Annotated in this window: 32 protein-coding genes, 1 tRNA gene and 1 pseudogene; 11 read left to right on the top strand and 23 right to left on the bottom strand. The window is 61.3% G+C overall.

Features of this window, described 5'->3' with window-relative positions:
- Window positions 1-53: 53 nt before the first annotated feature.
- Genes ACP15D_RS00835 through ACP15D_RS00825 form a run of 3 tightly spaced genes read right to left on the bottom strand, consistent with a single transcriptional unit; the run spans window position 54 to window position 1,803 of the window.
- On the bottom strand, window positions 54-851 hold the full coding sequence (locus ACP15D_RS00835; protein ID WP_424955688.1) for a LamG domain-containing protein: 798 nt from the start codon (window positions 849-851) through the stop codon (window positions 54-56).
- Complete coding sequence (locus ACP15D_RS00830; RefSeq protein WP_424955687.1) at window positions 851-1,225, bottom strand: hypothetical protein; 375 nt, start codon at window positions 1,223-1,225, stop codon at window positions 851-853. Before ACP15D_RS00830 ends, ACP15D_RS00835 begins: the two co-directional genes overlap by 1 nt.
- Window positions 1,226-1,236: 11 nt before the next feature.
- Entirely contained in the window at window positions 1,237-1,803 is a 567-nt protein-coding gene (locus tag ACP15D_RS00825) for a hypothetical protein (RefSeq protein WP_424955686.1), read from the bottom strand.
- A 122-nt stretch (window positions 1,804-1,925) separates the two neighbouring features.
- On the opposite strand from ACP15D_RS00825, the gene ACP15D_RS00820 reads away from it, so the two are divergent.
- Window positions 1,926-2,186 (top strand): hypothetical protein, encoded by a 261-nt coding sequence (locus tag ACP15D_RS00820; RefSeq protein ID WP_424955685.1) that lies wholly within the window; start codon window positions 1,926-1,928, stop codon window positions 2,184-2,186.
- Window positions 2,187-2,197: 11 nt separating this feature from the next.
- Here the strand turns inward: ACP15D_RS00820 and ACP15D_RS00815 are convergent, their stop codons facing one another.
- From ACP15D_RS00815 to ACP15D_RS00755, 13 genes are all read right to left on the bottom strand, one after another.
- Window positions 2,198-3,790, bottom strand: coding sequence for a hypothetical protein (locus tag ACP15D_RS00815; RefSeq protein WP_424955684.1), 1,593 nt, complete (start codon window positions 3,788-3,790; stop codon window positions 2,198-2,200).
- A gap of 64 nt (window positions 3,791-3,854) precedes the next feature.
- Window positions 3,855-4,106, bottom strand: coding sequence for a hypothetical protein (locus ACP15D_RS00810; RefSeq protein WP_424955683.1), 252 nt, complete (start codon window positions 4,104-4,106; stop codon window positions 3,855-3,857).
- Window positions 4,106-4,804 (bottom strand): AAA family ATPase, encoded by a 699-nt coding sequence (locus tag ACP15D_RS00805; RefSeq protein WP_424955682.1) that lies wholly within the window; start codon window positions 4,802-4,804, stop codon window positions 4,106-4,108. Before ACP15D_RS00805 ends, ACP15D_RS00810 begins: the two co-directional genes overlap by 1 nt.
- 113 nt (window positions 4,805-4,917) lie before the next feature.
- On the bottom strand, window positions 4,918-5,109 hold the full coding sequence (locus ACP15D_RS00800) for a hypothetical protein (protein WP_424955681.1): 192 nt from the start codon (window positions 5,107-5,109) through the stop codon (window positions 4,918-4,920).
- A complete protein-coding gene (locus ACP15D_RS00795) occupies window positions 5,102-5,725 on the bottom strand; it encodes a hypothetical protein (protein WP_424955679.1) in 624 nt (207 codons plus the stop codon). The genes ACP15D_RS00800 and ACP15D_RS00795 overlap by 8 nt, the downstream gene beginning before the upstream one ends.
- A 2-nt stretch (window positions 5,726-5,727) precedes the next feature.
- Window positions 5,728-7,128, bottom strand: coding sequence for a phage portal protein (locus ACP15D_RS00790; protein WP_424955678.1), 1,401 nt, complete (start codon window positions 7,126-7,128; stop codon window positions 5,728-5,730).
- Window positions 7,121-7,282 carry a hypothetical protein gene (locus ACP15D_RS00785; RefSeq protein ID WP_424955676.1) on the bottom strand — a complete coding sequence of 54 codons (162 nt, stop codon included), beginning with the start codon at window positions 7,280-7,282 and terminating at the stop codon, window positions 7,121-7,123. Before ACP15D_RS00785 ends, ACP15D_RS00790 begins: the two co-directional genes overlap by 8 nt.
- 138 nt (window positions 7,283-7,420) lie before the next feature.
- Window positions 7,421-7,648, bottom strand: a complete 228-nt coding sequence (locus ACP15D_RS00780; protein WP_424955675.1) for a hypothetical protein — start codon at window positions 7,646-7,648, stop codon at window positions 7,421-7,423.
- A gap of 131 nt (window positions 7,649-7,779) precedes the next feature.
- Window positions 7,780-8,238, bottom strand: a complete 459-nt coding sequence (locus ACP15D_RS00775; RefSeq protein ID WP_424955674.1) for a P27 family phage terminase small subunit — start codon at window positions 8,236-8,238, stop codon at window positions 7,780-7,782.
- 103 nt (window positions 8,239-8,341) lie between these two features.
- Window positions 8,342-8,656: a hypothetical protein gene (locus tag ACP15D_RS00770; RefSeq protein ID WP_424955673.1), complete on the bottom strand. Its 315-nt coding sequence runs from the start codon at window positions 8,654-8,656 to the stop codon at window positions 8,342-8,344.
- A gap of 124 nt (window positions 8,657-8,780) precedes the next feature.
- Window positions 8,781-9,188 carry a single-stranded DNA-binding protein gene (locus ACP15D_RS00765; protein WP_424955672.1) on the bottom strand — a complete coding sequence of 136 codons (408 nt, stop codon included), beginning with the start codon at window positions 9,186-9,188 and terminating at the stop codon, window positions 8,781-8,783.
- A gap of 134 nt (window positions 9,189-9,322) precedes the next feature.
- Entirely contained in the window at window positions 9,323-10,945 is a 1,623-nt protein-coding gene (locus ACP15D_RS00760) for an AAA family ATPase (protein ID WP_424955671.1), read from the bottom strand.
- 254 nt (window positions 10,946-11,199) lie between these two features.
- Window positions 11,200-11,376 (bottom strand): DNA-binding protein, encoded by a 177-nt coding sequence (locus tag ACP15D_RS00755; protein ID WP_424955670.1) that lies wholly within the window; start codon window positions 11,374-11,376, stop codon window positions 11,200-11,202.
- 287 nt (window positions 11,377-11,663) lie between these two features.
- Here ACP15D_RS00755 and ACP15D_RS00750 point away from each other — a divergent pair, with 287 nt between their 5' ends.
- Complete coding sequence (locus ACP15D_RS00750; protein WP_424955669.1) at window positions 11,664-11,987, top strand: hypothetical protein; 324 nt, start codon at window positions 11,664-11,666, stop codon at window positions 11,985-11,987.
- 131 nt (window positions 11,988-12,118) lie between these two features.
- Here the strand turns inward: ACP15D_RS00750 and ACP15D_RS00745 are convergent, their stop codons facing one another.
- Together ACP15D_RS00745 and ACP15D_RS00740 are read right to left on the bottom strand one after the other, a co-directional pair.
- The gene (locus tag ACP15D_RS00745) at window positions 12,119-13,381 is read right to left on the bottom strand and encodes a tyrosine-type recombinase/integrase (RefSeq protein ID WP_424955668.1); all 1,263 of its coding nucleotides are present in this window, start codon (window positions 13,379-13,381) and stop codon (window positions 12,119-12,121) included.
- A 284-nt stretch (window positions 13,382-13,665) separates the two neighbouring features.
- On the bottom strand, window positions 13,666-14,217 hold the full coding sequence (locus ACP15D_RS00740) for a peroxiredoxin (protein ID WP_424955667.1): 552 nt from the start codon (window positions 14,215-14,217) through the stop codon (window positions 13,666-13,668).
- Between the two features lie 140 nt (window positions 14,218-14,357).
- Here ACP15D_RS00740 and ACP15D_RS00735 point away from each other — a divergent pair, with 140 nt between their 5' ends.
- Complete coding sequence (locus ACP15D_RS00735) at window positions 14,358-14,486, top strand: hypothetical protein (protein ID WP_424955666.1); 129 nt, start codon at window positions 14,358-14,360, stop codon at window positions 14,484-14,486.
- A 9-nt stretch (window positions 14,487-14,495) separates the two neighbouring features.
- Here the strand turns inward: ACP15D_RS00735 and ACP15D_RS00730 are convergent, their stop codons facing one another.
- Complete coding sequence (locus ACP15D_RS00730) at window positions 14,496-15,143, bottom strand: Pr6Pr family membrane protein (RefSeq protein WP_424955665.1); 648 nt, start codon at window positions 15,141-15,143, stop codon at window positions 14,496-14,498.
- Window positions 15,144-15,232: 89 nt separating this feature from the next.
- The gene (locus ACP15D_RS00725; protein ID WP_424955663.1) at window positions 15,233-15,415 is read right to left on the bottom strand and encodes a hypothetical protein; all 183 of its coding nucleotides are present in this window, start codon (window positions 15,413-15,415) and stop codon (window positions 15,233-15,235) included.
- 92 nt (window positions 15,416-15,507) lie between these two features.
- Between ACP15D_RS00725 and ACP15D_RS00720 the strand changes: the two genes are divergently transcribed.
- From ACP15D_RS00720 to ACP15D_RS00690, 7 genes are all read left to right on the top strand, one after another.
- Window positions 15,508-16,386 (top strand): TIGR01459 family HAD-type hydrolase, encoded by an 879-nt coding sequence (locus ACP15D_RS00720; RefSeq protein WP_424955662.1) that lies wholly within the window; start codon window positions 15,508-15,510, stop codon window positions 16,384-16,386.
- Window positions 16,387-16,496: 110 nt separating this feature from the next.
- Complete coding sequence (locus ACP15D_RS00715) at window positions 16,497-16,829, top strand: hypothetical protein (RefSeq protein WP_424955661.1); 333 nt, start codon at window positions 16,497-16,499, stop codon at window positions 16,827-16,829.
- A gap of 258 nt (window positions 16,830-17,087) precedes the next feature.
- Window positions 17,088-17,393, top strand: a complete 306-nt coding sequence (locus ACP15D_RS00710; RefSeq protein ID WP_072377257.1) for a hypothetical protein — start codon at window positions 17,088-17,090, stop codon at window positions 17,391-17,393.
- Between the two features lie 190 nt (window positions 17,394-17,583).
- The gene (locus ACP15D_RS00705; protein ID WP_424955660.1) at window positions 17,584-18,012 is read left to right on the top strand and encodes a ketosteroid isomerase-related protein; all 429 of its coding nucleotides are present in this window, start codon (window positions 17,584-17,586) and stop codon (window positions 18,010-18,012) included.
- Window positions 18,013-18,035: 23 nt separating this feature from the next.
- A complete protein-coding gene (panD, locus tag ACP15D_RS00700) occupies window positions 18,036-18,410 on the top strand; it encodes an aspartate 1-decarboxylase (protein WP_424955659.1) in 375 nt (124 codons plus the stop codon).
- 16 nt (window positions 18,411-18,426) lie between these two features.
- Window positions 18,427-19,029 carry a GNAT family N-acetyltransferase gene (locus tag ACP15D_RS00695; RefSeq protein WP_424955658.1) on the top strand — a complete coding sequence of 201 codons (603 nt, stop codon included), beginning with the start codon at window positions 18,427-18,429 and terminating at the stop codon, window positions 19,027-19,029.
- Between the two features lie 7 nt (window positions 19,030-19,036).
- A complete protein-coding gene (locus tag ACP15D_RS00690) occupies window positions 19,037-19,945 on the top strand; it encodes a carbon-nitrogen hydrolase family protein (protein WP_424955657.1) in 909 nt (302 codons plus the stop codon).
- Window positions 19,946-19,960: 15 nt separating this feature from the next.
- Here the strand turns inward: ACP15D_RS00690 and ACP15D_RS00685 are convergent, their stop codons facing one another.
- Window positions 19,961-20,662 carry an SIMPL domain-containing protein gene (locus ACP15D_RS00685; RefSeq protein WP_424955656.1) on the bottom strand — a complete coding sequence of 234 codons (702 nt, stop codon included), beginning with the start codon at window positions 20,660-20,662 and terminating at the stop codon, window positions 19,961-19,963.
- A 151-nt stretch (window positions 20,663-20,813) separates the two neighbouring features.
- On the opposite strand from ACP15D_RS00685, the gene ACP15D_RS00680 reads away from it, so the two are divergent.
- Window positions 20,814-20,889, top strand: a tRNA-Ile gene (locus ACP15D_RS00680).
- A gap of 892 nt (window positions 20,890-21,781) precedes the next feature.
- Here ACP15D_RS00680 and ACP15D_RS00675 read toward each other — a convergent pair.
- A pseudogene (locus ACP15D_RS00675) lies at window positions 21,782-21,862 on the bottom strand (tyrosine-type recombinase/integrase); the annotation flags it as partial.
- Window positions 21,863-21,939: 77 nt separating this feature from the next.
- Window positions 21,940-23,667 carry an APC family permease gene (locus tag ACP15D_RS00670; RefSeq protein WP_424959152.1) on the bottom strand — a complete coding sequence of 576 codons (1,728 nt, stop codon included), beginning with the start codon at window positions 23,665-23,667 and terminating at the stop codon, window positions 21,940-21,942.
- Window positions 23,668-23,918: the final 251 nt, after the last annotated feature.

The following is a 23,918-nucleotide window of genomic DNA, read 5'->3' as shown; positions in this document are numbered from 1 at the left end:
TGGGTACACCCAATGTCGGCATTTTTCCACAGTCCCGCCCGCAGCGGGGCAGACTAGCTGTATGGACTCGGCTGTGGCGTAAAGTTAGCCGTCCAGCGCGGGGTACCAACGGATAGACGGCACTCATCAATCCAGCCGTTGAGGTAATGATTATTGTTGCCAGTGCTTCCTATGCGATACGCCGCCGTGCTCGTGTGGATCGTCGCACTGATTGTCTGGTTGGACCCGACCTGAGTTCCATCAACAAAGAACCGACCAGTCGTGCCGCTACGCGTTATCACTACGTGATACCAGACGCCTGTCGATGGGGTCCAATTCACTACAACGCTTGAGGTAGCGGTCCCATTCGTCGACCAGTAGAAAACAATCTGCCGCGTGCCCGAGCTGTTGGATACGCCGAAGAAATGCCCGTTCTGCCCAGATACGTCCCATCCACTACTCATGAAACACATGAATGTGCCGGACCCTGGAAGCCCGTTGAACATAACGCGGCACTCTATGGCGAAGTCAGCGGAGCCGATCCCATGACCCGGGGAGGAAGCCGTATAGACGGCATCGCCCGAACCATCGAGCAAAAGAGAAGAGCCGCCGAATACGGATTGCGCCGTATCGAGTTGGGCGTTGCCTTCAAAGGTGAACGACGACCCTGTGACAATCTCTGTCGCGGACGTCGCGCCATCGGCGCCATCAAAGTGGGCCAACAGCTTGGTATATGAGTCGAGCCCGCCGCCTGGCCACAGCCCTGCACGCTTTGCCCGACACACTTCGTCCATTGTCCAAATGCCGGGAACCGATACCCCAGCAGTGGGTGCGTTCTGAATCCCGATAAAGCCGCCGTTGCCGTCCGCCATCAGCTGATTTCCTCATACGAGGCGACGACAGAAAGATCGTCTGCGGCACTGGCAGTCGCAGCAACCGACATATCCTCTTCAAGATAGAACGGTGCGTTTTTCGACACGACCACGAGCGACGCTTGTGCGGGAACTTGGATAGACTTGCACAGCAGCACGGGGGTTCCGCCTAGATCGTCCTGCGGGTAGATGCCTACCGTTATCCCCGCGGTATTCGACCCGTCGATATTGGCGACGATAAGAGAGTTGACCTTCAGAACTTTTCCGCTACCGGCCGGGTTGTTCAGCACCGACGTTGCGCTTGTAGACGACAGTGAAACTCTGCTCGTCTTGCCGACGATAGACGCAACATTGACGATGTTGGGGGCTGCCATTTAACCTCTCCCTATCCGAATACGATGGCCATAGCGGCGGCAATGCCAGTTCCGCCAGACGGTCCCTCTGGGCCTGTTGGTCCCTGATCGCCCTGCTCGCCCTGTATTCCCTGCTCTCCCCGCTCAGAGATGAGCTGCCAGTAATCTTCCCAGCCCGGGTCTACTCCAGGCTCTATTCCCGAGTGCGGCTGGATCGAGAAGTATGACGCACCGTCGTGAGAGACGATGACGTTCTGTTCGTATTCTGTCGGGGGACTTCCACCAGACCAGGTTCCGCCAGTAACAAATGGTGGGGTATCACTCTCTGCACCAAGACCGATTGCGACATACCGCCAGACGCGAGAGAACGCACCCTTAGTTGCCGTGATCTTGTAGGCTCCTCCTGCCACATGAAACGCGGCGAGGCTCTCACCACTCGCTAGCGCGAATGGATTTGCGAGAGGCGTGGTGCCGTCGCGGTCAGAGTACAGCCGCGCAAGCGGAAACCCTGCCTGCTCTCGCTGCACCCGGATTTGTGGAGCATCGACGATATTTCCGCGGTCGTCTGTTATCGTCGCCTGCCAACGTGCGTAAGGCATCGCATTTTCCAGTGTGTTTCAAAACGCGATACCGGGTTTCCATGCGCTCGCGCGCGGTGTGATCGTTAGTTGGGCTTTTCGCCGAGTGTGCTTGGCTTGGCCGCCTTGCGCGCGTTATCCATTTGCACGAGCCGGTCGGCCAGCTGCCGCGCCAGCGCCGCTTTCTCGACAGCTATGTCGGCCTGCCGCTGACCTTCGGCGAGAGACTTCGATTTAGGGATACGCGCTTGCGCCCCTCGGGCTACGCGGAGCGCAATATCAATCTGCCGCAGAATGCGAACCTGCTCGCGAATGAATGGATCAGCGATGCGCTGACGGCCGGTTGGACCCAATGCGCGAAGCGCGGTCGCGGCCATGCGTGCCAGTTGTTCGATGTCCTGTGATGACACGGCGCTCAGTCCCTCTGGATAATGAGCTGCCCGCCGTCGAGCTGGTATTCGCGAAGCTGCTCAACGAGGCTTTCAACGGTTTCGCGGTTGAAGGTGTCGCCTTCGACCTTGATGTAGACGGAGGTGCTTTGCGCTTCGCTCGATGACGACGTGTCCGACGTGGCGGAAGAAACTGCCGCAGTCCCGCCCGATCCAATGGAGGACGAACCTCCAGAGCTGCCCTGCGACGTGCTGCGGATTTTCGCAACCTGAGCAAAGCCGGTAGCCGCCACGAGTGAGGCCTGAGCCCAATTCAGCGGAAACGGCAATTCAAACGCCTTCGTGATGCCGACAAGCGTGTTGATGATCGCGCTCGCTGCGGCGGCAGCCTTGTTGTCCTCGAAGATTGTCGTTAGCGCGGTCCCCGCGTTGCTCGCCAAGTCTAGCCACGCGTCACCCTCTTGCTTTTTGGTTTGCAGCGTGAGGCGGGCGCCCTGTTGCTGCGTGATCGCTAGGCTCTGTACGGCTGCCTCGATGGCCGCGTAGCGCTCTTCATAGGGCGTTGTGTCGATGCTCAGGGTGGTACTCAGCTCGTCACGGATGAACGCGTGATACGTCGCCATGTTCTCCGCGGACCTCTTTAGCTCCGCGTTGATGTCCGCCAGTGATTGCATTACAGGCGCCTGCCCCGCCGTGATCTTGGTTTGCCATTCCCCGAGTGCGACGTTGCTGGCCTCAAGAGAGGCAGTCACACCGTCCACGCCGCGTGAGATTGCATCCATGGCCGCCCGTGCGCCTTCCGTCGCGTCGGCATATGAGCTGTTGTCCATGGAAAACAGGGACCAAAAGCCGCCCTCCTGAAGCTCCTTATTCAGGGCTTCAAACGCTCGATTAAGAGCCGGGACTAGCACGCCAGCAAGCGCAAGCGCGGCGCCCTCAGCATAGCCTTTGAGCTTGTCGATCTCGTCGTTGAGTTGGCTCGCCTGTTTGGCCGTGTCAGTCGAGATGATTAGGCCCATTCGTTCGGCCTCGCGCGTCAGAGCAGCGAGGCCAATGCGCCCGTTGTTTAGGAACGGAATAAGGTCTGCGCCTGACTTTCCGAAAAGCGCTTGCGCTAGCGCGGCCTTCGTGGCGCCATCCTGATATCCTGAGAAGCGGTCGGCCACGTCTTCGATGATGTCGCCCTGTGACCGCAGATTGCCATTTGCATCGACAGCTGAGACGCCCATTGCATTCAGAGCGCGTTGCGCATCGTTGATCGTTCCAGACGCAATTTCGCCTAGCGACCGATTGAGTTTGGTGATGCCCGAGGCGAGGCCTTCCAGGTCAGTGCCCGACAACTTCGCGGCATACGACCATGCGGAGAGTTGTTCGGCGCTGATGCCGAGTGACTGGCTGAGATCGTCGATGCGGTCAGCTAGATTGATGACGTGCTTGACGGCAGCTCCGATTGCAGCTGGCCCAAGCGCTAGGGCCAACGTAGACGCAAGCCCCTTCATCGTCGCCGACAGCTGCGCGCCGAAGCGATCAAAGGAACGCTGAATCTGGTTGAGCTGCGCCTGAATGCTAGCGACGTTTGCCGCCACATCTATGCGTATCGCGCCGACTGCGTCAGCCATCACGGCTTCTCCGTACGGAAAATGTTTTTTCTACGCGTTTATGACTTTGAGCATTCAACGCCGGTCAGGACGCGGACTTATAATTGACTGAACTCCCCGCCCCGGAGGGTGGGCATCCGGTTACGCGTACGCGCACGCCGTTCTGACGCCATTGCTCAATCTCTGATGTGATCGTGGCTGCCGTGTCGTCTTCAACGATGTACGCCAGGATCGGCACGGGCGCGGCGTCGTTGGCATCGTCTGAGAATGCGGTCATGTCCCAACCGGCGCTGATGATGCGAAACGCGTGGGTGTCAATGATCACGAGCGCGGGCATCACGCGGCCTCCTGGTTGAGCTGCCACCACTGCCGCGCAGCCTCGATCATGCGTCGGGTGTTCCCCCGTCGTGATGGGTCGGCCTCAATGCGTCGGATGCATTCGGCTAGAGGCGTGGCGATCACCACGACTTCGGCACCAAGCATCCTAGACCAGTGGGCGCGCTCGGCGGGGTCATCGGCGCAGATCACAAACCATGCGCGTTCGTGCGTGTGATCCGAGGCCAGTGCGTCGAGGCGGGCGTTACGTTCGTATAGGGCGGGCTCGATCCACTCACCGCCGTTGGCGTGGTGCTCGGGTCGGCCAGATAGCTCGGCAAGAATTGTATCGAGGCAGATCACAACGTCTCGGTCAGTCGCGTGCTGGCGAACGTAGGTGGATTTCCCGGCGCCTGGTGGTCCGCAGACGATGGTGCAGGGGATGCGCGACGGCTTCAGATGGCGAGGAAGTCGGCGCTGCTCTGCTTGCGCGGACAGCTTCGGCTTGCGCCATGGGTGCGTCGGGTCAACCGGTCGGCCGCTTGCATCGCTTCCATGCGCATAGCCGCGCTTTTCCATTCGCTGCTTCGTCGCGTTGTGGTGCGTGACGCATAGCGATTGCCAATTCGTTTCATCCCAGAACAGCACCTGGTCGCCATGGTGCGGCTCGATGTGATCGACGACCGTGGCCGCAGTTACAACGTCGCTCGCGGCGCACATCCTGCACAGTGGTTCCCGCGCCAGGTGGCGAAGGCGCGCGCGTTGCCACCGGCCGCCGTAACCTTTCTCGGCGGTCGTGCGCTTGTCTGTTCTATCGTGGTGCGGTCTCTGCATCAGGTTAGCAGCACCTGATAGCGTTCGATTTTCTTGTTTATGGCGTCGATCTGCGCCCGAAGCTGCGTGCGCTCCGCCTTCAGCTCGTCGATCTTGTACTTCGCCGTCGTCCTCTGGCGGACACGGGCCGCCTTGGTGTGGCTTGCCATCATCGACTTGATGACGCGAACGGCTCTTTCGTTGTCACGCATTGTGTGCGTCCTTTCCGTCTCGGCCACGGCGCACCGCAAGACGCCAAGCGCTGGTGTCGTCCCCGGGCTTCGTTGTCGTTGGCTTTTTGGCAATCCAGTACGAGCCCTTGCACGTCACGCCGTCGCCGGGCTCGTAAAGCTGGTTCGGCTTGTGGACGCCGCGGTCCAGCACAATGGGGAAGGTGACGCTTTTCGATTTGAACCGGTCGCCTCGCACGAAGGCCAGCGTAATAGTGCGCTCGCCATCGAACTCGATGTTCATGTCGTCGAAGCCGAGCCCGTCGTCACCGTCGCGGCCTGGAGGGCCTTGGATAGTTTGCCCGTCGCGCCCGTCGCGCCCATCCTTCGGCACCGGCAATCCCTTGATCGCCGTCGCAACCTGAGAAGTTACTTGCTCGTGTACACAGCGGAGCACATCGTTTAGGTCGGCGTCTTTTCCGTCGCGACCTGGTGCGCCGTCTTCGCCGCGTGGCCCGCGCTCTGGTTGTCGCGCCTCAAGATCGGCAATGCGATCACCCAGCGCGCTAAGCTTCTTGCCGAGCGCAGAAACGTTCCGGTCAACGTATTCGCGGGCTTTGCGCCAACCGGCTTCAAGTGCCTTCGTTGTGTCGAGCATCGTCAATGTACCGTCGATGAATCTGGGAAGATGTCGTCAAGGCGACGCTGCAATTCGCGCTCCGACTCAGCCGTGTTGTCATTGGTAGGTGCGGGTGCGTTCGCGAACGGATCGTCTTTCGCGTCGCGCTTTGCGAGAGCCTGGAGGCTAAAGTTCTGCTGCTGAAGATATGCGGAGCTGCCGCCTTCGATTGGGCCGTGGCCGAGCTTGGCGCGCGCCTCGTTCGGGGTGAGAATTCCGCGTGCAACGCCTTCGCCTGCTGTTTTGACTAGGGTCGCGGTGTCCATTCGCAACAGGTCGTCCAGGTCGAACATGACGCCGAGCTTGCCGTTGCCTTCGTCCAGCAATCCAAGGCCATCATCAAGCGCGGCTTCGATCTGCTCGACGTGTTGTTGGAGGCACTGTGAGTAATACTGCTGCGTCAGCGCCTCAACGTTGTTCGTCGCGGGAACAGCCGCCGCGTTGATCATGTAAGCAGGAACGCCGAACACACCGGCAATCGCGGTGCTACCCCAGCCGAGTTGTTCGACCAGCTGTGCATCGACGGCGGATAGGGCCATCTGCGCATAGGTCAGCCCATCGCCTAGGACAGCAACCTTGCCCGCGTTCTTGCCGGTGAAGTTCTCATCCCAGTAGGCTTTCATTCGGTCGGCGGTGTCCTGAGCAATCGCACCAGGTGCTGTCAGCACACCACCGGGGCGGGCGCCATTTGCAAACAGGTGAGCGCTGTTGTTCTCGATGCGCGTTCCCGTCATCGCCGTGACTGCTGCGGCGTAGATTGGGCTCAACCCGACAAGCGGATGATAGAGACAGTTCCAGCGGTCGTGGATGATCTCGTCGGCGGGCACGACCAACCGAGTTGCGGTCAACCCAACGATGTTGTCGCGCTGGATTTCGTAGAACACCTCGCCTTCGTCGGTAATAAGCGGGATCGTCCGCAAGGGGTCGAGCACGTGTAGGCTGATAACGCGCTCGTCACGGTCGCGCTTTTTCAAAATGTAGGCGTTGCCGTGAACTAGCTTGCTGGTCATCCAGTTCTCGAAAAACTGGATGCGGTTCTGAAACTGATTGGGACGCCGAAGGAGCCGATCTCGCTGGCGGTCCTCGGTCGCGTGCCAGACGCCATCGGCACCGCGACGGACAAGGTTGACACCCATCTTCGCCACGTCGGCCGCGATGATCTGCACACACCGGAAAACAACCCAATGCCTGAGGGTGTCGTCGAGATTCGTTTCGACGCCCTGTTGCCAGGCGCCGGGATAAAATTCTCGGACAATGTTCTGCCAGCCACCGCGGGAATCAGCTGGGGACAGCGCCTTCTCTTGCGTCGCTCGGCTGTTCGTTCTGCGGATCGGGGCTAGGCCGCGACCAACGGCTTGCATAAATGGGCTTGCGCTATGCATGGGTCACGGCTCCCCGCCCGACGATTGCGGCGTAGACAATGGCGAGCGCACCCGCACAGATCAGCGCCGGTCCCGGGCCGAACATCAAACCAACGCCAGCGGACGTGAGGGCCTGACCGCAAAGGGCAAAGCCGATGACGAGCCGATCTAGCATTCAAACCCCCGCGTGTTGCCCGTTTGTTCCATAAACCGTGACATTTCAAAGCCTTGCAGGATGGGCGCGAGCTGCGGGCTATTAGATATCCCCCGAAGACCGACGCTCGATATAGGAAATGGCCAACGCATCCACCGCTTACGATGGTATCTTAATACGCCATGCGAGCGGCGAAATCTGTCCGACCCCGGACAATTCGTGCTTGGCCATCTGTTCGCGCGACCAGCCGTCGATTATTCTGGCGAGTTGGGCGCCGATGACTTCTCGGCCAACGCTGTCAACGAGCCAGTCCTTATCGGCAGCGCCAACGCTCATGCCGTCGTCCAACGGCAGTTGGCCGGTGATCGCTAAGGCTTTCGCCAGCAAGTCCCCCGAAACGACAACCGGCACCCAAAGCTGATGGCGGGATGCACGTTCTCGCTGCCGACGCTTTTCTTGCGTCGCGCGCTTCGGCTTTCCTCGGGTCTGGTTCCTGCGCTTGGCGGGCTGGGCCTTGCTCATCGGTCGGCGGGCGGCTCCCCAGTAGGGACGGGACGCAGGTAGGCATCTGCCGGCCGTGCTGTTGGACGCTTGCGGGATACCTTCGTCGCGCGTCCCCGTCGCAGGGGCGATAGCCCAAGCTCCGCTTCAAGAGCGCGGATGCTCTCGTCGGCTTGGCGCATTGCGGACCAGTTGGGGTTCCAGACGCCGACGTGGGCCTTGCGGCTTGCCGGAGGTAGCACCGCGCCATGCGCAGCGACGTGACGGGATGCGCGTTCGAACACGACGCGAAACCCAATCAGCCGCCCAATCGCGTCGCCGTTGATGGCTGCCAGCGTTTGCGCCGCCTGCATTTCGCGGATGACGTTGCGCCACTCGCGCCGAGCAAACGTGCGATCCGCCGCGTCATTGAAAATCATTTCCCACACCGGCTCTGCCGGTTCCGAAAAGTCCAAGAGATGCAGCCCGTGTTGCATGTGCCTCATGATCCCCCGGTTCAGGAATTGCTCGCGATGCGTTTGCTTGACGGGCACAGTTCAGGAGGCAAGCTCACTTTGAGCGAAAAACTCCCCCCCAGGCTCAGAGCATCACCCATGTCTCGGAGAGGTCGGCGACCCCGCGCTGTCCCCAGCGCCGACCGTCTGGCCGCACGACCCGCTGCCTCCACATCCCTCGCAGTGCTCGTCGCACCGCAACGAGTTGGCTCTCGCTGGGCGCCGACACGCCGTACACTTCAGTCGCTATGTCGCGCGTGCTCGGAGACGGATGCGGCGGGAGCCAATAGTCGCTGTCATCTCTCGGCGTGAACGCTTTCTCGGAGGCGGCATTTGCGTCGGCATGCCGTTGCAGCATGTCGAGCACAGCTCGCTGCGTTTTCCCTAGGCCTCGGCTCATCGTCATCATCTCTCTAAGTGTTCTGGTTTCTCGAGGACGCAGGCGATACGTGTTCTGTTTTAGTGATCGACCCCTCAATCGGAACGCTTACTCAGGCTGTGCACCGTGATCCTGGCTCTCTCCTTCAAAATCGAATGAGGTCGTCGTCCAACGGGCGCTGCGAGTTGCGCTTTGCTACGTCGCTGACTGATGATGATGGCTTGTCTCGACGCGGGGGTAGCTTGCTGCGGCCGATGTTGCCGAGCCGCTCGCACTTCCATGCCGCGACGCTTAGGCCGGAGCGCTCTTTGCCTTCACGGTCGGTCCAGATGTTCAGCTTGATGGTGCCTTCGACATAGACGCGATCACCCTTTCCGAGCCTGTCGCTCAACTCCTCGGCCGCGCTGCCGAAGCACGCGACTTGGACCCATTGAGTTGCCTCGTCCTGGCCGGCTGCCACGTTGAACCGCAGCCATGGCTTGCCCGCTTGGCTCGTGCGCTTCTCTGGCTCCGTACCGACTCGACCAGTGAAGGCCGCTTCGATGCCGTTCATGATGGTGTTTCCTTTCTTCGCTGCTGGAGGCGGACACCGGGACACTCCCCCCTAAGGGGATGTCCGTGTCCGTCCGCGGACGTGTCCGGCTATTGTCCGGCATTTGTCCGCGTGTCCGCCCTTGCTGAAAACGACTAGAAACGCTGGGTATTTTCGCCGTTCTGGCCCGGTTCCGAAAAGTGTCCGGGCATCCAAACCTTGCCGTCGAATGAGGCGATCAAACCGCGGGCGGACAGATCGCTTTTTGTCCGCCTGAACGTGCGCTTTTCCGTCTCCTCGGAGCCTTCCTCTGACAGCATCACGCGGCTGCACGCTTCGCGCCAATGCTCGATGGACACGAGCTTTGTGCCGTCCTTGATCCTGTCGTGCCCTCTCGAAGTGCTGAATCGCCCATCGATAATCAGGTGCTCAAGTTCGTTCAGCGCCTTTCCCGATGCGGTGTGAGGCTTCGGGCGCTCCGGCTTCTTCGGACCCCTCGGGGTGGTGAGTTCCTTCAAGACGCAACTCGTGATCGTCCGCCCCTTGTTGTTGGTGCCTAGCTGGACCTTTTCCAACGTGAAGGAGGCGACGGGGCCCTCATCCCCGTCCTTTGACTTCTGGATAACTAAGTCGCGGACAGTTGAGCCGTCTTCGCGATCAATGCGGAGCACCTCATCACAGCCCGCGAATAGTGCCGAAGCTCCGCGCATTGATTTTGCGTCGGCTTTGCCAGGGTGATGGACAAGCATCACCGTTGCGCCGGTCTCCGCGACGATCCGTTGGCACTGTGCAAGCACGGCAGAAAGAACAGCGTTGCCGTTCTCTTCTTGCCCAGCGAGCGCTACCGCAAGCGTGTCTATGACCACCATGCGGACGGGCGCTCCCGCGACCTTGGCCAATCGCTTTACTCCAGCGATGATGTTGCTGATGGCTTCCGCCGTTGCTGGATCGGGACCGAGCGAGATGGGCACATTGAGCGTCGCCACCCGCTTGCCTGGATCGCCATAAACTCGGTTAGCGGCAACTAGCCGCTGCGGCCACCCTCCCTTGCCCTCAAGAGCGCAGAACAGTACTGCACCCGGCAAGCACCTTCGGCCGAGGAAATCTCTGCCGTGAGCGATGGCATAGGCTAGTGCGAGAGCTACGAACGTCTTGCCAGCCGTGCTCACTGCAAACAGGGCCGCGATGGACGCGCTCGACAGCAAGCCATCAACGAGTTGGTCGGACACGTCGTCGAGCGTTGCTTCACCCGCGAACGAAAGAAGTCCCGCGTCCCCAACGTCGTTCTGACGGTGCCGCTCCAGCGCTTCACCGAGCAAGGCGATTGCCTGCTCTGCCGGACGCGCGCCGCTTTCCATTTCGGCGCTGATCGCCCAACAACGTCGCGCGATAGCATCGCGGCGCACCTTGCTAACGAGATCAGCGACAGGGCCAATATACGAGGCCGACAACACGCATCGCAAAGCGTATTGAGCGCCAGTCTCATTGGTCCCCGGTAGAATCTCTGGCCCAAAGAGAATTTTGTATGTGAGCTTGCCGCCGAATGACTTGCCTTCGGCAGCCTCTTTCCGGATCACGCTAAACACGACGCGCGTTGCATCGTGCGCAAAGTCATCGCCCTGCAACACCATCATTATGTCAAGGGTGTCTTTGGCGCCGTCCTGCCATGCACGGGCAAAGATGCCGACGCACGCTTGCTCTATGTCGATGTCGGCGAGAGGGTCCGCGCGAGGACCGTCAGGCCGCAGTAGTCGCGGCTCGACCAACTGAATGTTCACGTTCTTTCTCGCTGCAATGTGCACCGAGCAGTCGTGAAATCACTCGACTTGGGCGAAGCGATTTGCTATGTAAGGCCATCTGATGTGGACCCTCGGTGCGTTGCTCTTGGTCCCTCTGTCGATGGTGCTGGACACACCTCGACGCTGTGAGGGGGCTAGACGCGGTACACGCACAGTAGTTTTGGAACGCCAAGAGCCCGTGAGCGGTTGGACGCTCGACGGGCTTTCTTTTTAGTCGGCGGCCCGCAGGTGGCTCATGCGGCGCTCGCAGTTACGCGCGATCTCTCGAACTCCTGGAGATCGGCAAGCCGCCAATAGCGGTAGCGGCCGAAGTAGATCGGCTTCGGAAATCCGAGGGCAGGATTTTTAAGCCAGCGGCTCAGCGTCATCGAACAGATGCCGTACCTACTCCACACCACCGCTGCCGGCACGAACTGTTCAGCCGCACTGCTTTTTGGGCGCGACCTTGCGTTCGGACGCTGAAGGCGTCGATTAAGGGGTTCGCATTGCATTGGGATTCTTTCGTGTTGCGTCGTGTAGCAACACAGAAGTAAACACGATTTGGGTGCCCTCGCTGGGTACTCAGGAAATCGATTCAATCCCCATATATAACAAAGCCTTAGGAAGCCACCCTCTCCGCTTTTCTTATGGCCTTCATGCGTTTCCACGCGCCGCGCACTGTGTCGAAGCTGATATGAATGCCTAGCGACGCTAGCGCATGACGCACGACCCCGCAGGCCCAGCGATCCCGGTCTTCCCGCGCGTCTGGCGGCAGAGATTCAAGTACCAGCTCGACGGCGCGCGCAACATGCGAGTCCCGGTAGGACCAAAACACCCCATTGAGGCGACGGTTGAGTTCTGGGCGCTCGTCCTTCGGTGTCAGGCAGTAGTGCGCGATAGGCTGGGGCACCTGCTCGCCTGCTTCGATGAGTTGGCGGAATGCCGCCTCAAGTCCGGCAGCGGCGTGTCGATCTCCCTTGCGCGCACTCTCAACGACGGACGTTCGATATGTGTCGATGACCGCTGCGTCAGTAGCGCCTGATGGCCCATACCGCAGGCCTCTCACTAGTGACGCCAGGCTAATGTGCTCGACGGCAGTCGGAGAGAGGTAGGGGAGCCGCTTCTCTAGGTAGTTGCATGCAGCTTGAAGAGCTGTCCTCTCCCACTGATCCATCACCGCGCCCCCACATTGGGTTCCGCAACGATCTCGCTCAAACGTCTCGCCCACGCTTCCAGCGCCTCGCGTTTCTCGCTGAGATACCGGTGGCGATTGTAGATGGCGGCAACGCCTTTGATGGTGCCAGACCGATGATTCAACGTAGCCTCAATGACGTGGGGCATCGTGCCGAGCGCTGCCATGTTCGACGCTACCGTTCGGCGGATGTCATGCAGTGTCCAGCGCGAAATCGGCCCATTTGTCAGCCTCAGCATTCCCTTCTCGATACGGCGCTTCGACTTGGACCACCCAGAGAACGGCGCTGCGCCGGTTGTCGTGAATAGGAAGTCGCTACCGACCATTCTCGGCAGACCGTCGATAATGCCTATTGCCGCGTCGGACAGCGGAACTTCGTGCGGCTCATCGTTCTTCGCGCGCTCTTTCGGTATCGACCAAAGTCGGCCATCAACATCAATTTCTTTGCACGTCATGCCTCCGACCTCGGTGCGGCGCTGGCCGGTCAGAAGCAGCAGCTTTACGAGCGGGCCGAACGGGTAAGGCTCTCCGCTCGCTGCCTTCCAGAGCAGCCTGATTTCATCGTCGGAAAGCACGCGGTCACGACTGCCGGCTTCAGTAGGCGGCTTCACGCTCTGGGCCGGCGACGCCATGAGGATGTCGCGGTCAACGCACCAGTTCAGGAATTTCCTTAGAGCAGCAAGGGTGTGGTTGGCCGCCGAACCTGAGCCGCGGTCTACGATCTCGTCGAGAGAGCCGATGATCTCGCGCTTCGTGATTTCGGAGACGGTCATGTCGGCCCAGCGCTCGGCTAGGCCGCCTCGTACACTTGTGAAGGCGTCGGGGTGCGACGGGTCCGGCTTCAGCCCCAACAGCCGCGCCGACTCCTTCCACGACCGGTTCTTCGGCCGGGCGTAACGGACGACGAATTGCTTTGCGATCTCCGGGTAAGTGTCGTCGCTCGTGTTGCCCTGCTTTACCGCCGTCTTGGCCTTGCGCTTCTCGCGCGCGGGGTCTCTCCCCTGGTCAACAGCCTGCAGGGCGGCGTTCGCGCGCTCGCGGGCCGCCGATAGGTCATATAGCGGGAACGGACCGAGGGTGTGCTTACGGGGCTTGCCGCGGTGACGGTAGCGGACCGCCCAGGACTTGGCGCCGCTGGGTTGTATGATCAGGTATAGCCCAGGCATGCGCGCATCGGGAATCTCCCGGCGACTATCGGTCGGCTGAAGTCGCTCGACGGCAATGTAGGTGAGGGCTTTGGCCATGAGCCAGATGCTCCCTTGGGGTATCGCCAGGGTAACGCATCCGACCTGTTATGACCCGTTGGCTAATGTTACTAACAAATAGTATACATCAGCCATAAGCACAAGATTCTACACGTACTTTTTTACAAAAAATGTTGGCTCTCGTTAGGCCGCGTTAGCACCGTACAGGAAATTTGTAATCAGGGGGTCGGGGGTTCAAATCCCTCAGCCGGCACCATTCCAAACGACGCCATTGCCCGAGTCTCCGCTCGAGGAGCCGACCCAGCTGGTCGCAAGTGGGGCATCTATTTCGCCGGACTGAGCTTCTTGACGGCTTCGAGCGTGTTCTTCACGTGGTCGTGCGGGCTCAGCGCCGTGTACTCGTATGCAATCGTGCCATCCGGGGCGACCACATAAGACGTGCGATTGGCGTAAGGCAGAACGCCGAACATCACCGCCTTGTATGCGGTCATGATCTCCTGGTCCTGGTCGGAAGCGACGGGAAACTTGCCGCCGCATTCGGACACGGAGAATTTGTCGAGCGTGTCCATGTCGTCGCCGCTGATGCCGATGACGGAAGCGTTGTGCGCCTTGAAGTCGTCCATGGCCTCAGCGAACTCGTGTGCCTCGGCTGTGCAGCCGGACGTGAATGCCTTGGGATAGAAGTAGACGACGACGGGGCCCTTCTGCAGGGCGTCGGCGAGGGAGAACGTGAACCGCTTTCCGGCCAAAGTCGCCTGCGCGGTGAACATGGGTGCCTGTGCCCCCGCCTGCAGGGCTGCAAGCGCGGGAATGCTCATAACGGCGGCGATGAGCGCCGAGACGGCTGCGAGATAGCGCTTTGAGATCATGCCCATACCCGAGCTTTCGAGTTTTTTCCTCCTGCATGATAGCGGGATGCGCCGCAGCAAGCACCAGGGTACTGCACCGCGGTCCGATTGCGCATCCTGCGGCCTTGTGGCACTCCGTGGGGCCAATCGAGGCAGGAGAACCCGCTATGGATATGAAGTCTGTCGTCATCGCCGTGCTGGCCGTTGCCGTGGCAGTACTCGGCTATCTCTATTACGAGCATTCACGTCACGGCATCGTCATCGACACGCCCGCCGTGAAGATCGAAGCAAAGTAAGCTTGGGGCTTAGTTTTCGGTGGAGCGCGCGGGAAGTGCTCTGGCGATAGCAACCAATACTGCTTCCAGAGCGATGTAGATGGCGACAAGGCCGGCGGCGTTGACGAGGACGCGCGCGTAGCCGAGATCGGCGACGTCGAGGAATGGGTATGGGTACCAGCCCGACGTCGCGCCGCGGGCAAGTACCCACGCCAGATAGATGAGCGGATACGTGAGGCCGCGAACGCCGATGCGCCAGTCAAGTGAGCGGCGATCGACGAACAGCAGCCAGTCGAACACGAACAGAGGTGGCGTCACGGCGTGAAGAGCGTGCTCGATGAAGAGTGACGCACCTTGGCGATCGCTCAGCCCCACGAGCAGCAGGTAATACACGACGCCCACCATGATCATATAGCCGGCGATAGCGGTGCGCACGCCAGGGCGGTCAAGGAGCCGCCCCAGCGCGGAACGCGGAGCGATGGCCGGGGCAAGGAGCGCTGCTGCTGCCAGCAGATTGGTAAGGATGGTGAAGAAGCTGAAGAACTTCAGCGAGCGGGTCAGTAGCGCGCCATCTGCGGCGTCAACGACCGATAGCCAGTACTGCGCGGCCACCAGGGCTGCGGTGATGGCGCCAGCGCCGATGCGATAGACCGATTTCGGCGCGCGCTGTTTTCCCATCGACCCGTTTCTTGCCCCTGCGACCAAGTGCGGACAATGCCGTCGCAATACATACTAACAACCCTCGTCGCCTTCGCTGCGGCTGAGCGTCAGAGCCCGTCGCGGATGCGGGCGTCGCGCTTGCGCTCGATCATCCGAGGGTCGGGCTCCTCGTTGCCACGCGTGGGGCGTGCCTGCTCCACGGCGCTGCCACTCTCCTTGCGTTTGCGCGGTGGCGCGCCCTCACCCAACGTCTCGCGCGCATCTGGCTTTCTCGGCTTTCGCTCGGTCATCGATTTCTCCCTAGGACCATGGCTCGGCTTGGCATTTTGGCTAGCAGAACGTATTGAGGCCCACCGCGGTTCATTTCCGGATCCCCCAATCGATGCCTCGCCACACTTCGCCCCCACCGATCCTGGCTCATGCCGGGGACCTGCTCTCGCGCTATGATGTCATGTTCTGCGACGTGTGGGGCGTGCTGCACGACGGGCATCGCGCGTTCGTCGAGGCGTGCGATGCTCTGCTGCGCTTTCGCGCCGGCGGGGGCACGGTGATCCTGGTTTCCAACGCGCCGGTACCGGGTGAGCGCGTGGCCGTGATGCTCGATTCACGCGCGGTGCCGCGCGAAGCATACGACGGCATCGTGGCGTCGGGAGAGATCGCGCTGCGCCACATTGCAGAGCAGGGATACGCGCAGCTCTATTGCATCGGGCCGCGCGATCGCGACGCTGCCACCTTCTCGCGCATAGCTGCCTCGCCTGCGGAGATCGAGGAGGCCGATGCCATCCTCTGCACCGGCCTCAACGACGATCTCAACGAGACGGCTGACGATTACCGCCCCTTGCTGGAGCGCGCCAAGGCTCGCGGGCTGCCCTTCGTGTGCGCCAATCCGGATCTGGTGGTGGACGTCGGCGGGCGGCAATATTTGTGTGCCGGTGCCATCGCTGATCTTTACGAGCGCATGGACGGGGAAGTTTTCTGGGCCGGAAAGCCGCACGCCAACGCATACGACACGGCGCACGCAGCGGCGGAGGCCAAGCGCGGAGCGGCCGTCGAGCGCGCACGGATCATTGCCGTCGGCGATAGTCTGCGCACGGACTTGAAGGGCGCGGAGGCTGCCGGCATAGATGCCATTTTCGTCGCTTCCGGCATTCATCGCGACGAGGCAATGGGCACCGACGAACTCGACGGAAGCAAGCTCGGTTTGCTTTTTGCGCCCCCTGCCCCGCGACCGATCGCAGTGATGGATCGCCTGCGCTGGTAGCCTGCGCGTTTTCTGGAAATTTCGCACCGCGCAGCGTTGCAGATCATCCGTGCCAGGAATAGTCTGACGGTCGCGACGACTGTGGGGACTACTGATCCGGGGGGAAGATCATGCATCGCGTTGCCTTCGTGGCTGGCGTTCTAATGCCGCTGGTTTTCTGCTCCGGCGCTTGGGCCGACGATACCGGCTTTGCCTATACGCACACGCTGCGGAAGGAAGGCGGCCGACTGTGCATGGCGGACCACTATCATTCCGGCTCGGGCAGCGGACGGACCAAGGCGGCGGCGCAGGCCGCGGCTGCTCGCTCGTGGGCCGATTTCACCAACTTCGAATACGGATCGGCGTGGGCACGCTGGTCACGCGCGGGCGGAAAATCTGTCCGCTACACGAAGGAGTCGGCGGGCTGGAGCGCCGACGTGGACGCCCGTCCCTGCCGCGGGTGATCTGCTCATAACACAATAGGCCCGGAGAGCTAACGCGCCGCCAGGGCGGGATGAATCGCGTTCGTTTACCAACCGGTTACCTTAACGGGTCATGCTCATTGGTAGGACGACGAGCCAGTTTGGTCGTCAGCCAATCGCCACTTCGTCCAAGTAAACAAGGCCGCGAGCGGCAGCCCGTCTCGGCGGGAACAGCCGCACGCGTGCCTGTCGGGTATCCCTGAGCGCCGTGAGTTGTGCGCTCGCTAGAGGAATGTAGGCATGTTCGCAACGTCAACGGGTTTTGGTCTTCACGCGTACCGCGCTGCGTTCGTCGCCGCAGTTGCCCTTCTGGCCGCCATCGCGTCCGCTCCGCATGCGGGTGCCGTCAGCCCCGAGGTGCGCGCCGCCTGTGCCAACGACTATCTGTCCAACTGTGCCAAGTTCAAGCCGGAGAGCGCCGAGACCCGCAAGTGCATGCGCGCCGTCGGCTACCGGCTGTCGAAACGTTGCATCTCCGCCCTCGCCGCTGCCGGCGAAGTCTCCAAGGCCGAGATTGCCCGTCGCTCGGCCAGCAACCGCCGCTGAGCCTCCTCTGCTCCCCTACAAAGGCCGCGGAAATCGCGGCCTTTGTTGTATTTGGCGGCACGTTAGCCCCTGCCTGCTGCATCGATCTCTAGCCGTCTGTGATGCGGCCCCTATGTCGCTGTACCCGCCAGTAGCAGTCGGCCCCCTAACCTGCTAAGAGCGCAGCGAACTTTCAATTACTGGAGCGACCATGAGCGACGCCGAAAGCAAAGCGCGGAGTGAAACCGCAGCTCTCATCCGCCGCTATTACGAGGCCTTCAACGCGGGCGATAGCGACGGCATGCTGGCCTATCTCACCGATGACGTCATCCATGACGTCAATCAGGGCGAGCGCCGCATCGGCATCGACAAGTTCAAAGCCTTCAATGCGCGCATGGACCACCACTACAAAGAGAAGCTCGAGAACGTCGTGGTGATGGTGAGCAAGGACGGCGCGCGCGCTTCGGCCGAGTTCAATGTGCATGGCGTCTACAAGGCCACGGACAGCGGACTCCCCGAAGCCAAGGGGCAGACTTATATCCTGCCCGCCGGCACGTTCTTCGCCATTCGCGACGGCAAGATCGCCCGTGTTACCACCTATTACAACCTGACCGACTGGATCGCGCAGGTTTCCGGCTGAGCCGCACTCGGAAGGCACGCGTAATGCTCGTCAAGATGTTGAGGTGCAAGCTGCACCGGGCCACCGTCACGGAATGCGACCTGCACTATCAGGGTTCGCTGAAGATCGACGCGGATCTGATCCGTGCCGCTGGCTTCCTGGCAAACGAGTACATCGAGATCTACAACATCGACAACGGCGAGCGCTTTGCGACGTACGTGATCGAAGGACCGGCGGGCAGTGGCGTCATCGGCCTCAACGGCGCGGCCGCCCGGCGGGCGTGCATCGGTGACCGGATCATCATTTGCGCCTATGCGCAGATGGATCTCGAAGAAGCCAAGACGCACAAGCCGAAGATTGTGCTGCTGGGCCAGTCGAACGTGATCCAGCAGATCACCGACAAGCCGACCGTCGAATAAGCTCTGCGGGGGCGTAATGGCGATCGAAGTCAAATCTCTTACTGGCGAAGAGATCCACACGGTGCTGCCGGCGCTGGCACGGCTGCGCATCGTGGTGTTTCGCGACTGGCCGTATCTCTACGATGGCACGCTGGACTACGAAGAGAAGTATCTGGCGAAGCTCGCAGCTGCGCAGGGCGCGGTGTGCATTATCGCCAAGGATGGCGAGGAGATCGTCGGGGCCTCGACGGCCGCGCCGATGATCGAACACGCCGATGAGTTCGCCGAGCCGTTCGAGAAGGCGGGCTACGACATCAACAAGATCTTCTACTGCGGCGAGTCCGTGCTGCTGAAATCGCACCGCGGGCATGGCCTGGGGCATGCGTTCTTCGATGGACGCGAGGCCCATGCAAAGAAGCTCGGCGGCTTCACGCATTCGACTTTCTGCCGCGTCGTGCGCCCGGACGATCATCCGCTGAAGCCGAAGGACTACGTTCCGCTCGACGCCTTCTGGACAAAGCGGGGCTACGCGCCGGTCGAGGGGCTCGTCGCCACCTACGACTGGAAGGACATCGACCAGGCGGACGAGACCACGCACCAGATGCAGTTCTGGATGAAACCGCTCGACAGCACTAAATAGAGCCGTCATGAGCCCTCGTCAGACCCTGAAAGTCGCTTCTGCGCAGTATCCCATAGATCAGCCGGCCACCCTCGATGCGTGGCGGGACAAGATCGCGCGTTGGGTTGCCGATGGCGCTGCCACCGGCGCGGAAGTGCTTGTGTTCCCCGAATATGCCGCGATCGAGCAGGCGGCGGCGCTCGGCGAAAAGGTCTATTCCGACCTTGCCGCGACACTCGATGCCGTGGCGGAGCTGGAAAGCGCGCGCGTTCAGTTGCACCAGGAACTGGCCGCCAAGCATGGCGTGCACATTCTGGTCGGCAGCGGGCCGTCCCGCAAAGGCCCGGGCCGCTACACCAACGCTGCTCAGCTGGTGACGCCCAAGGGCAATGTCGGCGTGCAGGAAAAGCTGGTGATGACGCCATTCGAGGTCGACTGGGGCATCTCGGCGAGCAACGAGATGCGCGTGTTCGATACCAGCCTGGGGCTCATCGGCATCAACATTTGCTACGACAGCGAATTTCCGCTGCTGGCGCGCGCCATGGCCGAGGCCGGCGCGGAGTTGCTGCTTGTGCCCTCGTGCACGGAGCGCGTCTCGGGCTATCACCGCGTGCGCACCGGCTCACGCGCACGGGCGCTGGAGAACCAGATCGCGGCCGTCGTAAGCCCGACTGTGGGAGATGCGCTGTGGTCACCGGCGGTCGATCACAATTCGGGTTCGGCGGGCATCTATGTCCCGTCGGAGCATACCGTTTCCGACACCGGCATTCTGGCGCAGGGTGAGCTCAACGCGGCGCAGTGGGTGGCCGCGGACATCGATCTCCGTCGTCTGCGCCACCTTCGCAACTCCGGCGAGATGCGCAATTACGTCGATTGGCTCAACCAGCCGGGCGCAGCAAAGCTCGCCGACAAGGTGGAGGTCGTCACGCTCGCGTGAGCGTGACGATGGCCCCTATTTCAGCGCCCACGTGATGGTGACGCTCGCTTCCAATGTTTCGGTGCCGCGCTCGATCGGAACGGCCTCGGCTTTCATCGAGCGGGCAAACATGGGGCGAGGTGACATGGAAGCCTCGCCTTCGGTGATCGTCAGCACCTCGCCTACTTCGGCGCCAGCGGCCGAGGCGTAAAGCTCGGCGCGGCGGCGGGCATTGGCCACGGCCTGCTTGCGCGCCTCATCACGCGCTTCTTCGGCCTTGCTGACCTCGAAGCTCAAGCCCGACTGCTGGTTGGCGCCGGCGGTGACGAGCCGGTCGAAGATGTCGCCAAGCTTTTCCAGGTCGCGCACCAGCACGTGGACCTCGTTGGTGACGGAATAGCCGTCAATTTTCGGCGCCTGCCCCTCCACAGGGCGGGTGTAACGCGGCTCAACGCGGAACGAGGATGTCTGGATGTCCTTCGGGTCGATGCCAGCAGATTTGAGCTCGCCGATGACCTTCTGCATGGCAGACGTGTTGCCGGTCAGCGCCTCGCGGGCCGTCGCCCCTTCGGCGGTGACGCCGGTCGAGACGCGTGCCTGGTCAGGCTCAATCGAGACGGTGCCGGAGGCAGTCACGGTGATGGAGCGTTGCGGGTTTTCGGCAGCGCTGAGCGTGGTGGTGGCGCCGAGCATGGCAAGACCGGCGATGGCTGGGCGGAAGACGGCTAGCGAGCGCATTCGATTGACCTTTGCGTGTTGAACTTCAGGACACCCTAGTGCGGCTTGGGGGATCTTTCGCGGCGAAAAGTGTAGCTTTTGGAGGCGCGGCTAAGTCTGCTATGAGGGGCGTCGCCGTGCCCGCGAATCTCTCGATCACGCAGGGTGGCACGGGCCCGTAGCTCAATGGTTAGAGCTGACGGCTCATAACCGTCTGGTTCCAGGTTCGAATCCTGGCGGGCCCACCAATATACCTGGGCGTCAACGCCGAGATGCTAAAGCTACGGAAAGGCCTTTAGTCCGCACGGGTAGCGCTTGCCATTTGGCCAAGCACCCGCCGGCTGGGGCGGAGGTGGTAGCCGGCTCTGCGGCGCGGCGCCGAGCAGCAGCACGTCATCACCCGGAGCCCAACCAGTTGCCATCCGGGACAAAAAAGGGCCGACGCGTGGAATTCCCCCTGATCATGCCGGTGCTGATCAGCCAGGCCGCAAGTACAGTTTCAAAACGAGGGCACGTCCAGTGCTGGCTTCAGAAGCATAGCCAAGGACCCAAGCAGGTCGCGGGCGTTCCGCCCTTACAGGCCATCTGCGAGGAATAACACTCAATCATCGCCGAGCCTGATTTGCAGGTGGTTTTCACCGGCCCCTTCCCTACAAGCCCTCGCCCGGCGATCGTATTCTTGAGGGCGTTTGTGGAGAACAGCACCGCCAAATCGTGGGTGACGTTATCGCCACTGGCTGCGACCCTGGTACAATCGGCCGCCTGAGCCGTCGCTGAAAGTGTGCAGACCATAACCGCGGCCACGAATCCTAACTTGAAGACCTGCATGGCACCCCCCGTAAGAACAAATCTGCTCGAACGCTAGTCTCGAACGCTAGTCGAGTGCTTGGCGGTTGCCAAGTAAAGCACCGTTGCCGGTAAAGATATTCAATGTGATTTACGACCCTGCGCGCGCACGGCATCGCCATCTAACGTGTCCGATTGCGTCAAAAGGGTCGGCCGCTAACTAAGCTACGGGAGTTTGGCCAGAATCCGGGCGTCGAATAAGGCGTAGGTGCTGCCGCGGAGCAAGTTTGTTGGTCTCTCTAGAAAGAAGACCAATCATCCGGTTCGGCGATAGATCAGCACCGCCTTTGTTCAGCGCAGCGAGTGAGTGCCGAACTTCGCTGGGTCCAGGCCGCTGCTGGCGATCCACTCCAGCACCAAACGCGAGTAGTGCCGCAGGCCGCGGGGATGGCATCCTAGTCCTAGAAAGGGTGAAGGGCGGTCCAGGGGAAGGACCGCCCTTCGGCTCCACGCTAACTTGGCGGGAGCTGGAAGTAGTAATTCGACGCGATCACGACGGCTGCCGCGGCTAGAAGTGTCAGATAGGGCAGGACGCCTGCCTTCCGCGCACCGAGATCCTGACTTTTGAGGTTGAGATCTTCGAGCATGTGGTCGGGGAACTTGCCGCGGTCCTGCACATAATGGCGGAACAGAAACACGGGGATGATCAGCGCCGCGAAGGCGAGGCCGTACCAAAGCGCGTTCGGATTGCCCCACACTTTGGCGCCGGCACCCATCAGCACGAGGTTCACGAAGCCCAACAGAGCGTTGACGCCCACGAGCCAGTTCGGTGCCTTGTACGGTCGCGGAATCTGCGGGCTGTCGATACGATGAATCCACGTCGCCTGCAGGTTCAGGAAGATGAAGATCATGTACCCGACATTGGAGATCGACAGGATCAGATAGTACGCCGATGCGTCCGACGCGGCGAACGTCAGCAGGCCCAGATTGAACACGAGGTCCGTCCACATCGCCCGCGTTGGGGCGCCGTGCTCGTTGACGTGGCCGAGATACTTCGGCAGCCAGCCATCGACACCGCCCTGGTAGAGCGTGCGCGACGATCCCGCCATGGCCATCATGATGGCGAGGACGAGCGCGAGGATCATCATCATCTCCAGAAGATGAACGATGATGACATTGCCGCCGCCGACCATGTCGCCCATGGCCGCTGCAACGCCCGTCCCGTCGACGATCCCCGGTTGCGTCATGCCCTCAAGCCCGAGGTGACCCTGGAAGGCCGTCGCGACAAGCGAGTAGAGGACGACGCAAAGCGCGCCAGCGGCAATGATTGCTTTCTTCGTATCGGTCTTCGGATTGCGGAATTCGCGCGTGTAGCATACCGCCGTCTCGAACGCATACGTCGACCAGCCGGCGATAAAGAGTGCGCCGAGGAAGAACGTCCAGCCGAAATTGTTCCACTCCCCGTTCGGCGGCACGAGCGGCGTGAAATTCTGATAGTTCACGCCGCCGTTGAAAAACGGAACGATACCCACGATGAGCATCGGCACGACAACGAGCAATCCGATCCACATCTGGATGCGAGCCGTGCCCAGAATGCCGCGATGCTGAATCGCGAACGCGACGAGCATGAGGATGGCGCCGATGAAGAACGTCGCGCCGACCTCGATCTTGGCAAGGCCGAAGAAGCTGAACTCGACGAGCTTGAATGTACGCAGCGCGGGCGTTGCTGAATCTGTGACGGCGGCGATTGCGATCTTCGCGGCCTCTTCACCGGATTTTCCGGCAATCGCAGCAGCGTTGGCCATGTCGTGCAACCAAGCCACCACCTGCGGCGAATCCGGCGAGAACACCGGTATCGGCGCCATCGCATTGAGGATGTAGCCCGCGGCGATGGCGCAACCCAGTGAAAGCACCGGCGTCCACGCGAACCAGTTGCACCACACCGACAGCGGCGCGATCAGCTTGCTGTACCGCAGCCAGGCCGCAGCGCCGTACACCGCCGCGCCACCCGACTTGTTTGAAAAGAGCCCGGCGATCTCCGCGTAGCTGTAGGCCTGCAGGAAGCCCATCACGACGGAGATCGTCCACACCAGGAACGCCAGCTTACCCGCAGTCGCGCCCATCCCACCGATGGAGATGAGCACCAGCGCAGGAACGCCGCTGGCGATCCAGAAAGCGCCCTTCCAGTCGATGGTCCGGTGCAAGCCTCCCGGCTCCGTATGCGCCGGCGCGCCCGCCATCTCACGATTATCTGCCGCCAAGGTCATTTGGGTCTCCCATCTCCCATGGGCACGTTGACGTGCCTCATCTACGCGCGACATAATTTCGCGGAGTTGCATCACACGCAAGTAATTTGCATCGTGCGAACCGCAAAAAAGTTGCAGGTAGCGCAAGCATTAGACTTTGGTAGGGGTGGCGATTGAGAATGTCGCTTCGGCGCTTGCAACGTGTGGTCTGCGCGGGTTGGGACATTCAATTGACTGATATGAGA

It is taken from the genome of Hyphomicrobium sp. 1Nfss2.1 (assembly GCF_965243865.1).
GTDB lineage: Bacteria > Pseudomonadota > Alphaproteobacteria > Rhizobiales > Hyphomicrobiaceae > Hyphomicrobium_A.
Note: the sequence above shows the minus strand (reverse complement) of the source record. Positions and strands in the feature narration are given on the sequence as shown.

Excerpts from the sequence above, each read along its gene's own strand:
- ACP15D_RS00795 (WP_424955679.1), bottom strand. The coding sequence starts at position 5,725 with ATGCTCGACACAACGAAGGCACTTGAAGCCGGTTGGCGCAAAGCCCGC.
- ACP15D_RS00715 (WP_424955661.1), top strand. The coding sequence starts at position 16,497 with ATGCATCGCGTTGCCTTCGTGGCTGGCGTTCTAATGCCGCTGGTTTTC.
- ACP15D_RS00725 (WP_424955663.1), bottom strand. The coding sequence starts at position 15,415 with ATGACCGAGCGAAAGCCGAGAAAGCCAGATGCGCGCGAGACGTTGGGT.
- ACP15D_RS00685 (WP_424955656.1), bottom strand. The coding sequence starts at position 20,662 with ATGCGCTCGCTAGCCGTCTTCCGCCCAGCCATCGCCGGTCTTGCCATG.
- ACP15D_RS00730 (WP_424955665.1), bottom strand. The coding sequence starts at position 15,143 with ATGGGAAAACAGCGCGCGCCGAAATCGGTCTATCGCATCGGCGCTGGC.
- ACP15D_RS00765 (WP_424955672.1), bottom strand. The coding sequence starts at position 9,188 with ATGAACGGCATCGAAGCGGCCTTCACTGGTCGAGTCGGTACGGAGCCA.
- ACP15D_RS00740 (WP_424955667.1), bottom strand. The coding sequence starts at position 14,217 with ATGGGCATGATCTCAAAGCGCTATCTCGCAGCCGTCTCGGCGCTCATC.
- ACP15D_RS00705 (WP_424955660.1), top strand. The coding sequence starts at position 17,584 with ATGAGCGACGCCGAAAGCAAAGCGCGGAGTGAAACCGCAGCTCTCATC.
- ACP15D_RS00720 (WP_424955662.1), top strand. The coding sequence starts at position 15,508 with ATGCCTCGCCACACTTCGCCCCCACCGATCCTGGCTCATGCCGGGGAC.
- ACP15D_RS00775 (WP_424955674.1), bottom strand. The coding sequence starts at position 8,238 with ATGCAACACGGGCTGCATCTCTTGGACTTTTCGGAACCGGCAGAGCCG.
- ACP15D_RS00830 (WP_424955687.1), bottom strand. The coding sequence starts at position 1,225 with ATGGCAGCCCCCAACATCGTCAATGTTGCGTCTATCGTCGGCAAGACG.
- ACP15D_RS00825 (WP_424955686.1), bottom strand. The coding sequence starts at position 1,803 with ATGCCTTACGCACGTTGGCAGGCGACGATAACAGACGACCGCGGAAAT.
- ACP15D_RS00785 (WP_424955676.1), bottom strand. The coding sequence starts at position 7,282 with ATGCTAGATCGGCTCGTCATCGGCTTTGCCCTTTGCGGTCAGGCCCTC.
- ACP15D_RS00695 (WP_424955658.1), top strand. The coding sequence starts at position 18,427 with ATGGCGATCGAAGTCAAATCTCTTACTGGCGAAGAGATCCACACGGTG.
- ACP15D_RS00790 (WP_424955678.1), bottom strand. The coding sequence starts at position 7,128 with ATGCATAGCGCAAGCCCATTTATGCAAGCCGTTGGTCGCGGCCTAGCC.
- ACP15D_RS00800 (WP_424955681.1), bottom strand. The coding sequence starts at position 5,109 with ATGCGTGACAACGAAAGAGCCGTTCGCGTCATCAAGTCGATGATGGCA.
- ACP15D_RS00735 (WP_424955666.1), top strand. The coding sequence starts at position 14,358 with ATGGATATGAAGTCTGTCGTCATCGCCGTGCTGGCCGTTGCCGTGGCA.
- ACP15D_RS00805 (WP_424955682.1), bottom strand. The coding sequence starts at position 4,804 with ATGTGCGCCGCGAGCGACGTTGTAACTGCGGCCACGGTCGTCGATCAC.
- ACP15D_RS00815 (WP_424955684.1), bottom strand. The coding sequence starts at position 3,790 with ATGGCTGACGCAGTCGGCGCGATACGCATAGATGTGGCGGCAAACGTC.
- ACP15D_RS00810 (WP_424955683.1), bottom strand. The coding sequence starts at position 4,106 with ATGCCCGCGCTCGTGATCATTGACACCCACGCGTTTCGCATCATCAGC.
- ACP15D_RS00835 (WP_424955688.1), bottom strand. The coding sequence starts at position 851 with ATGGCGGACGGCAACGGCGGCTTTATCGGGATTCAGAACGCACCCACT.
- ACP15D_RS00750 (WP_424955669.1), top strand. The coding sequence starts at position 11,664 with ATGACGCACGACCCCGCAGGCCCAGCGATCCCGGTCTTCCCGCGCGTC.
- ACP15D_RS00710 (WP_072377257.1), top strand. The coding sequence starts at position 17,088 with ATGTTCGCAACGTCAACGGGTTTTGGTCTTCACGCGTACCGCGCTGCG.
- ACP15D_RS00770 (WP_424955673.1), bottom strand. The coding sequence starts at position 8,656 with ATGAGCCGAGGCCTAGGGAAAACGCAGCGAGCTGTGCTCGACATGCTG.
- ACP15D_RS00670 (WP_424959152.1), bottom strand. The coding sequence starts at position 23,667 with ATGGCGGGCGCGCCGGCGCATACGGAGCCGGGAGGCTTGCACCGGACC.
- panD (WP_424955659.1), top strand. The coding sequence starts at position 18,036 with ATGCTCGTCAAGATGTTGAGGTGCAAGCTGCACCGGGCCACCGTCACG.
- ACP15D_RS00690 (WP_424955657.1), top strand. The coding sequence starts at position 19,037 with ATGAGCCCTCGTCAGACCCTGAAAGTCGCTTCTGCGCAGTATCCCATA.
- ACP15D_RS00745 (WP_424955668.1), bottom strand. The coding sequence starts at position 13,381 with ATGGCCAAAGCCCTCACCTACATTGCCGTCGAGCGACTTCAGCCGACC.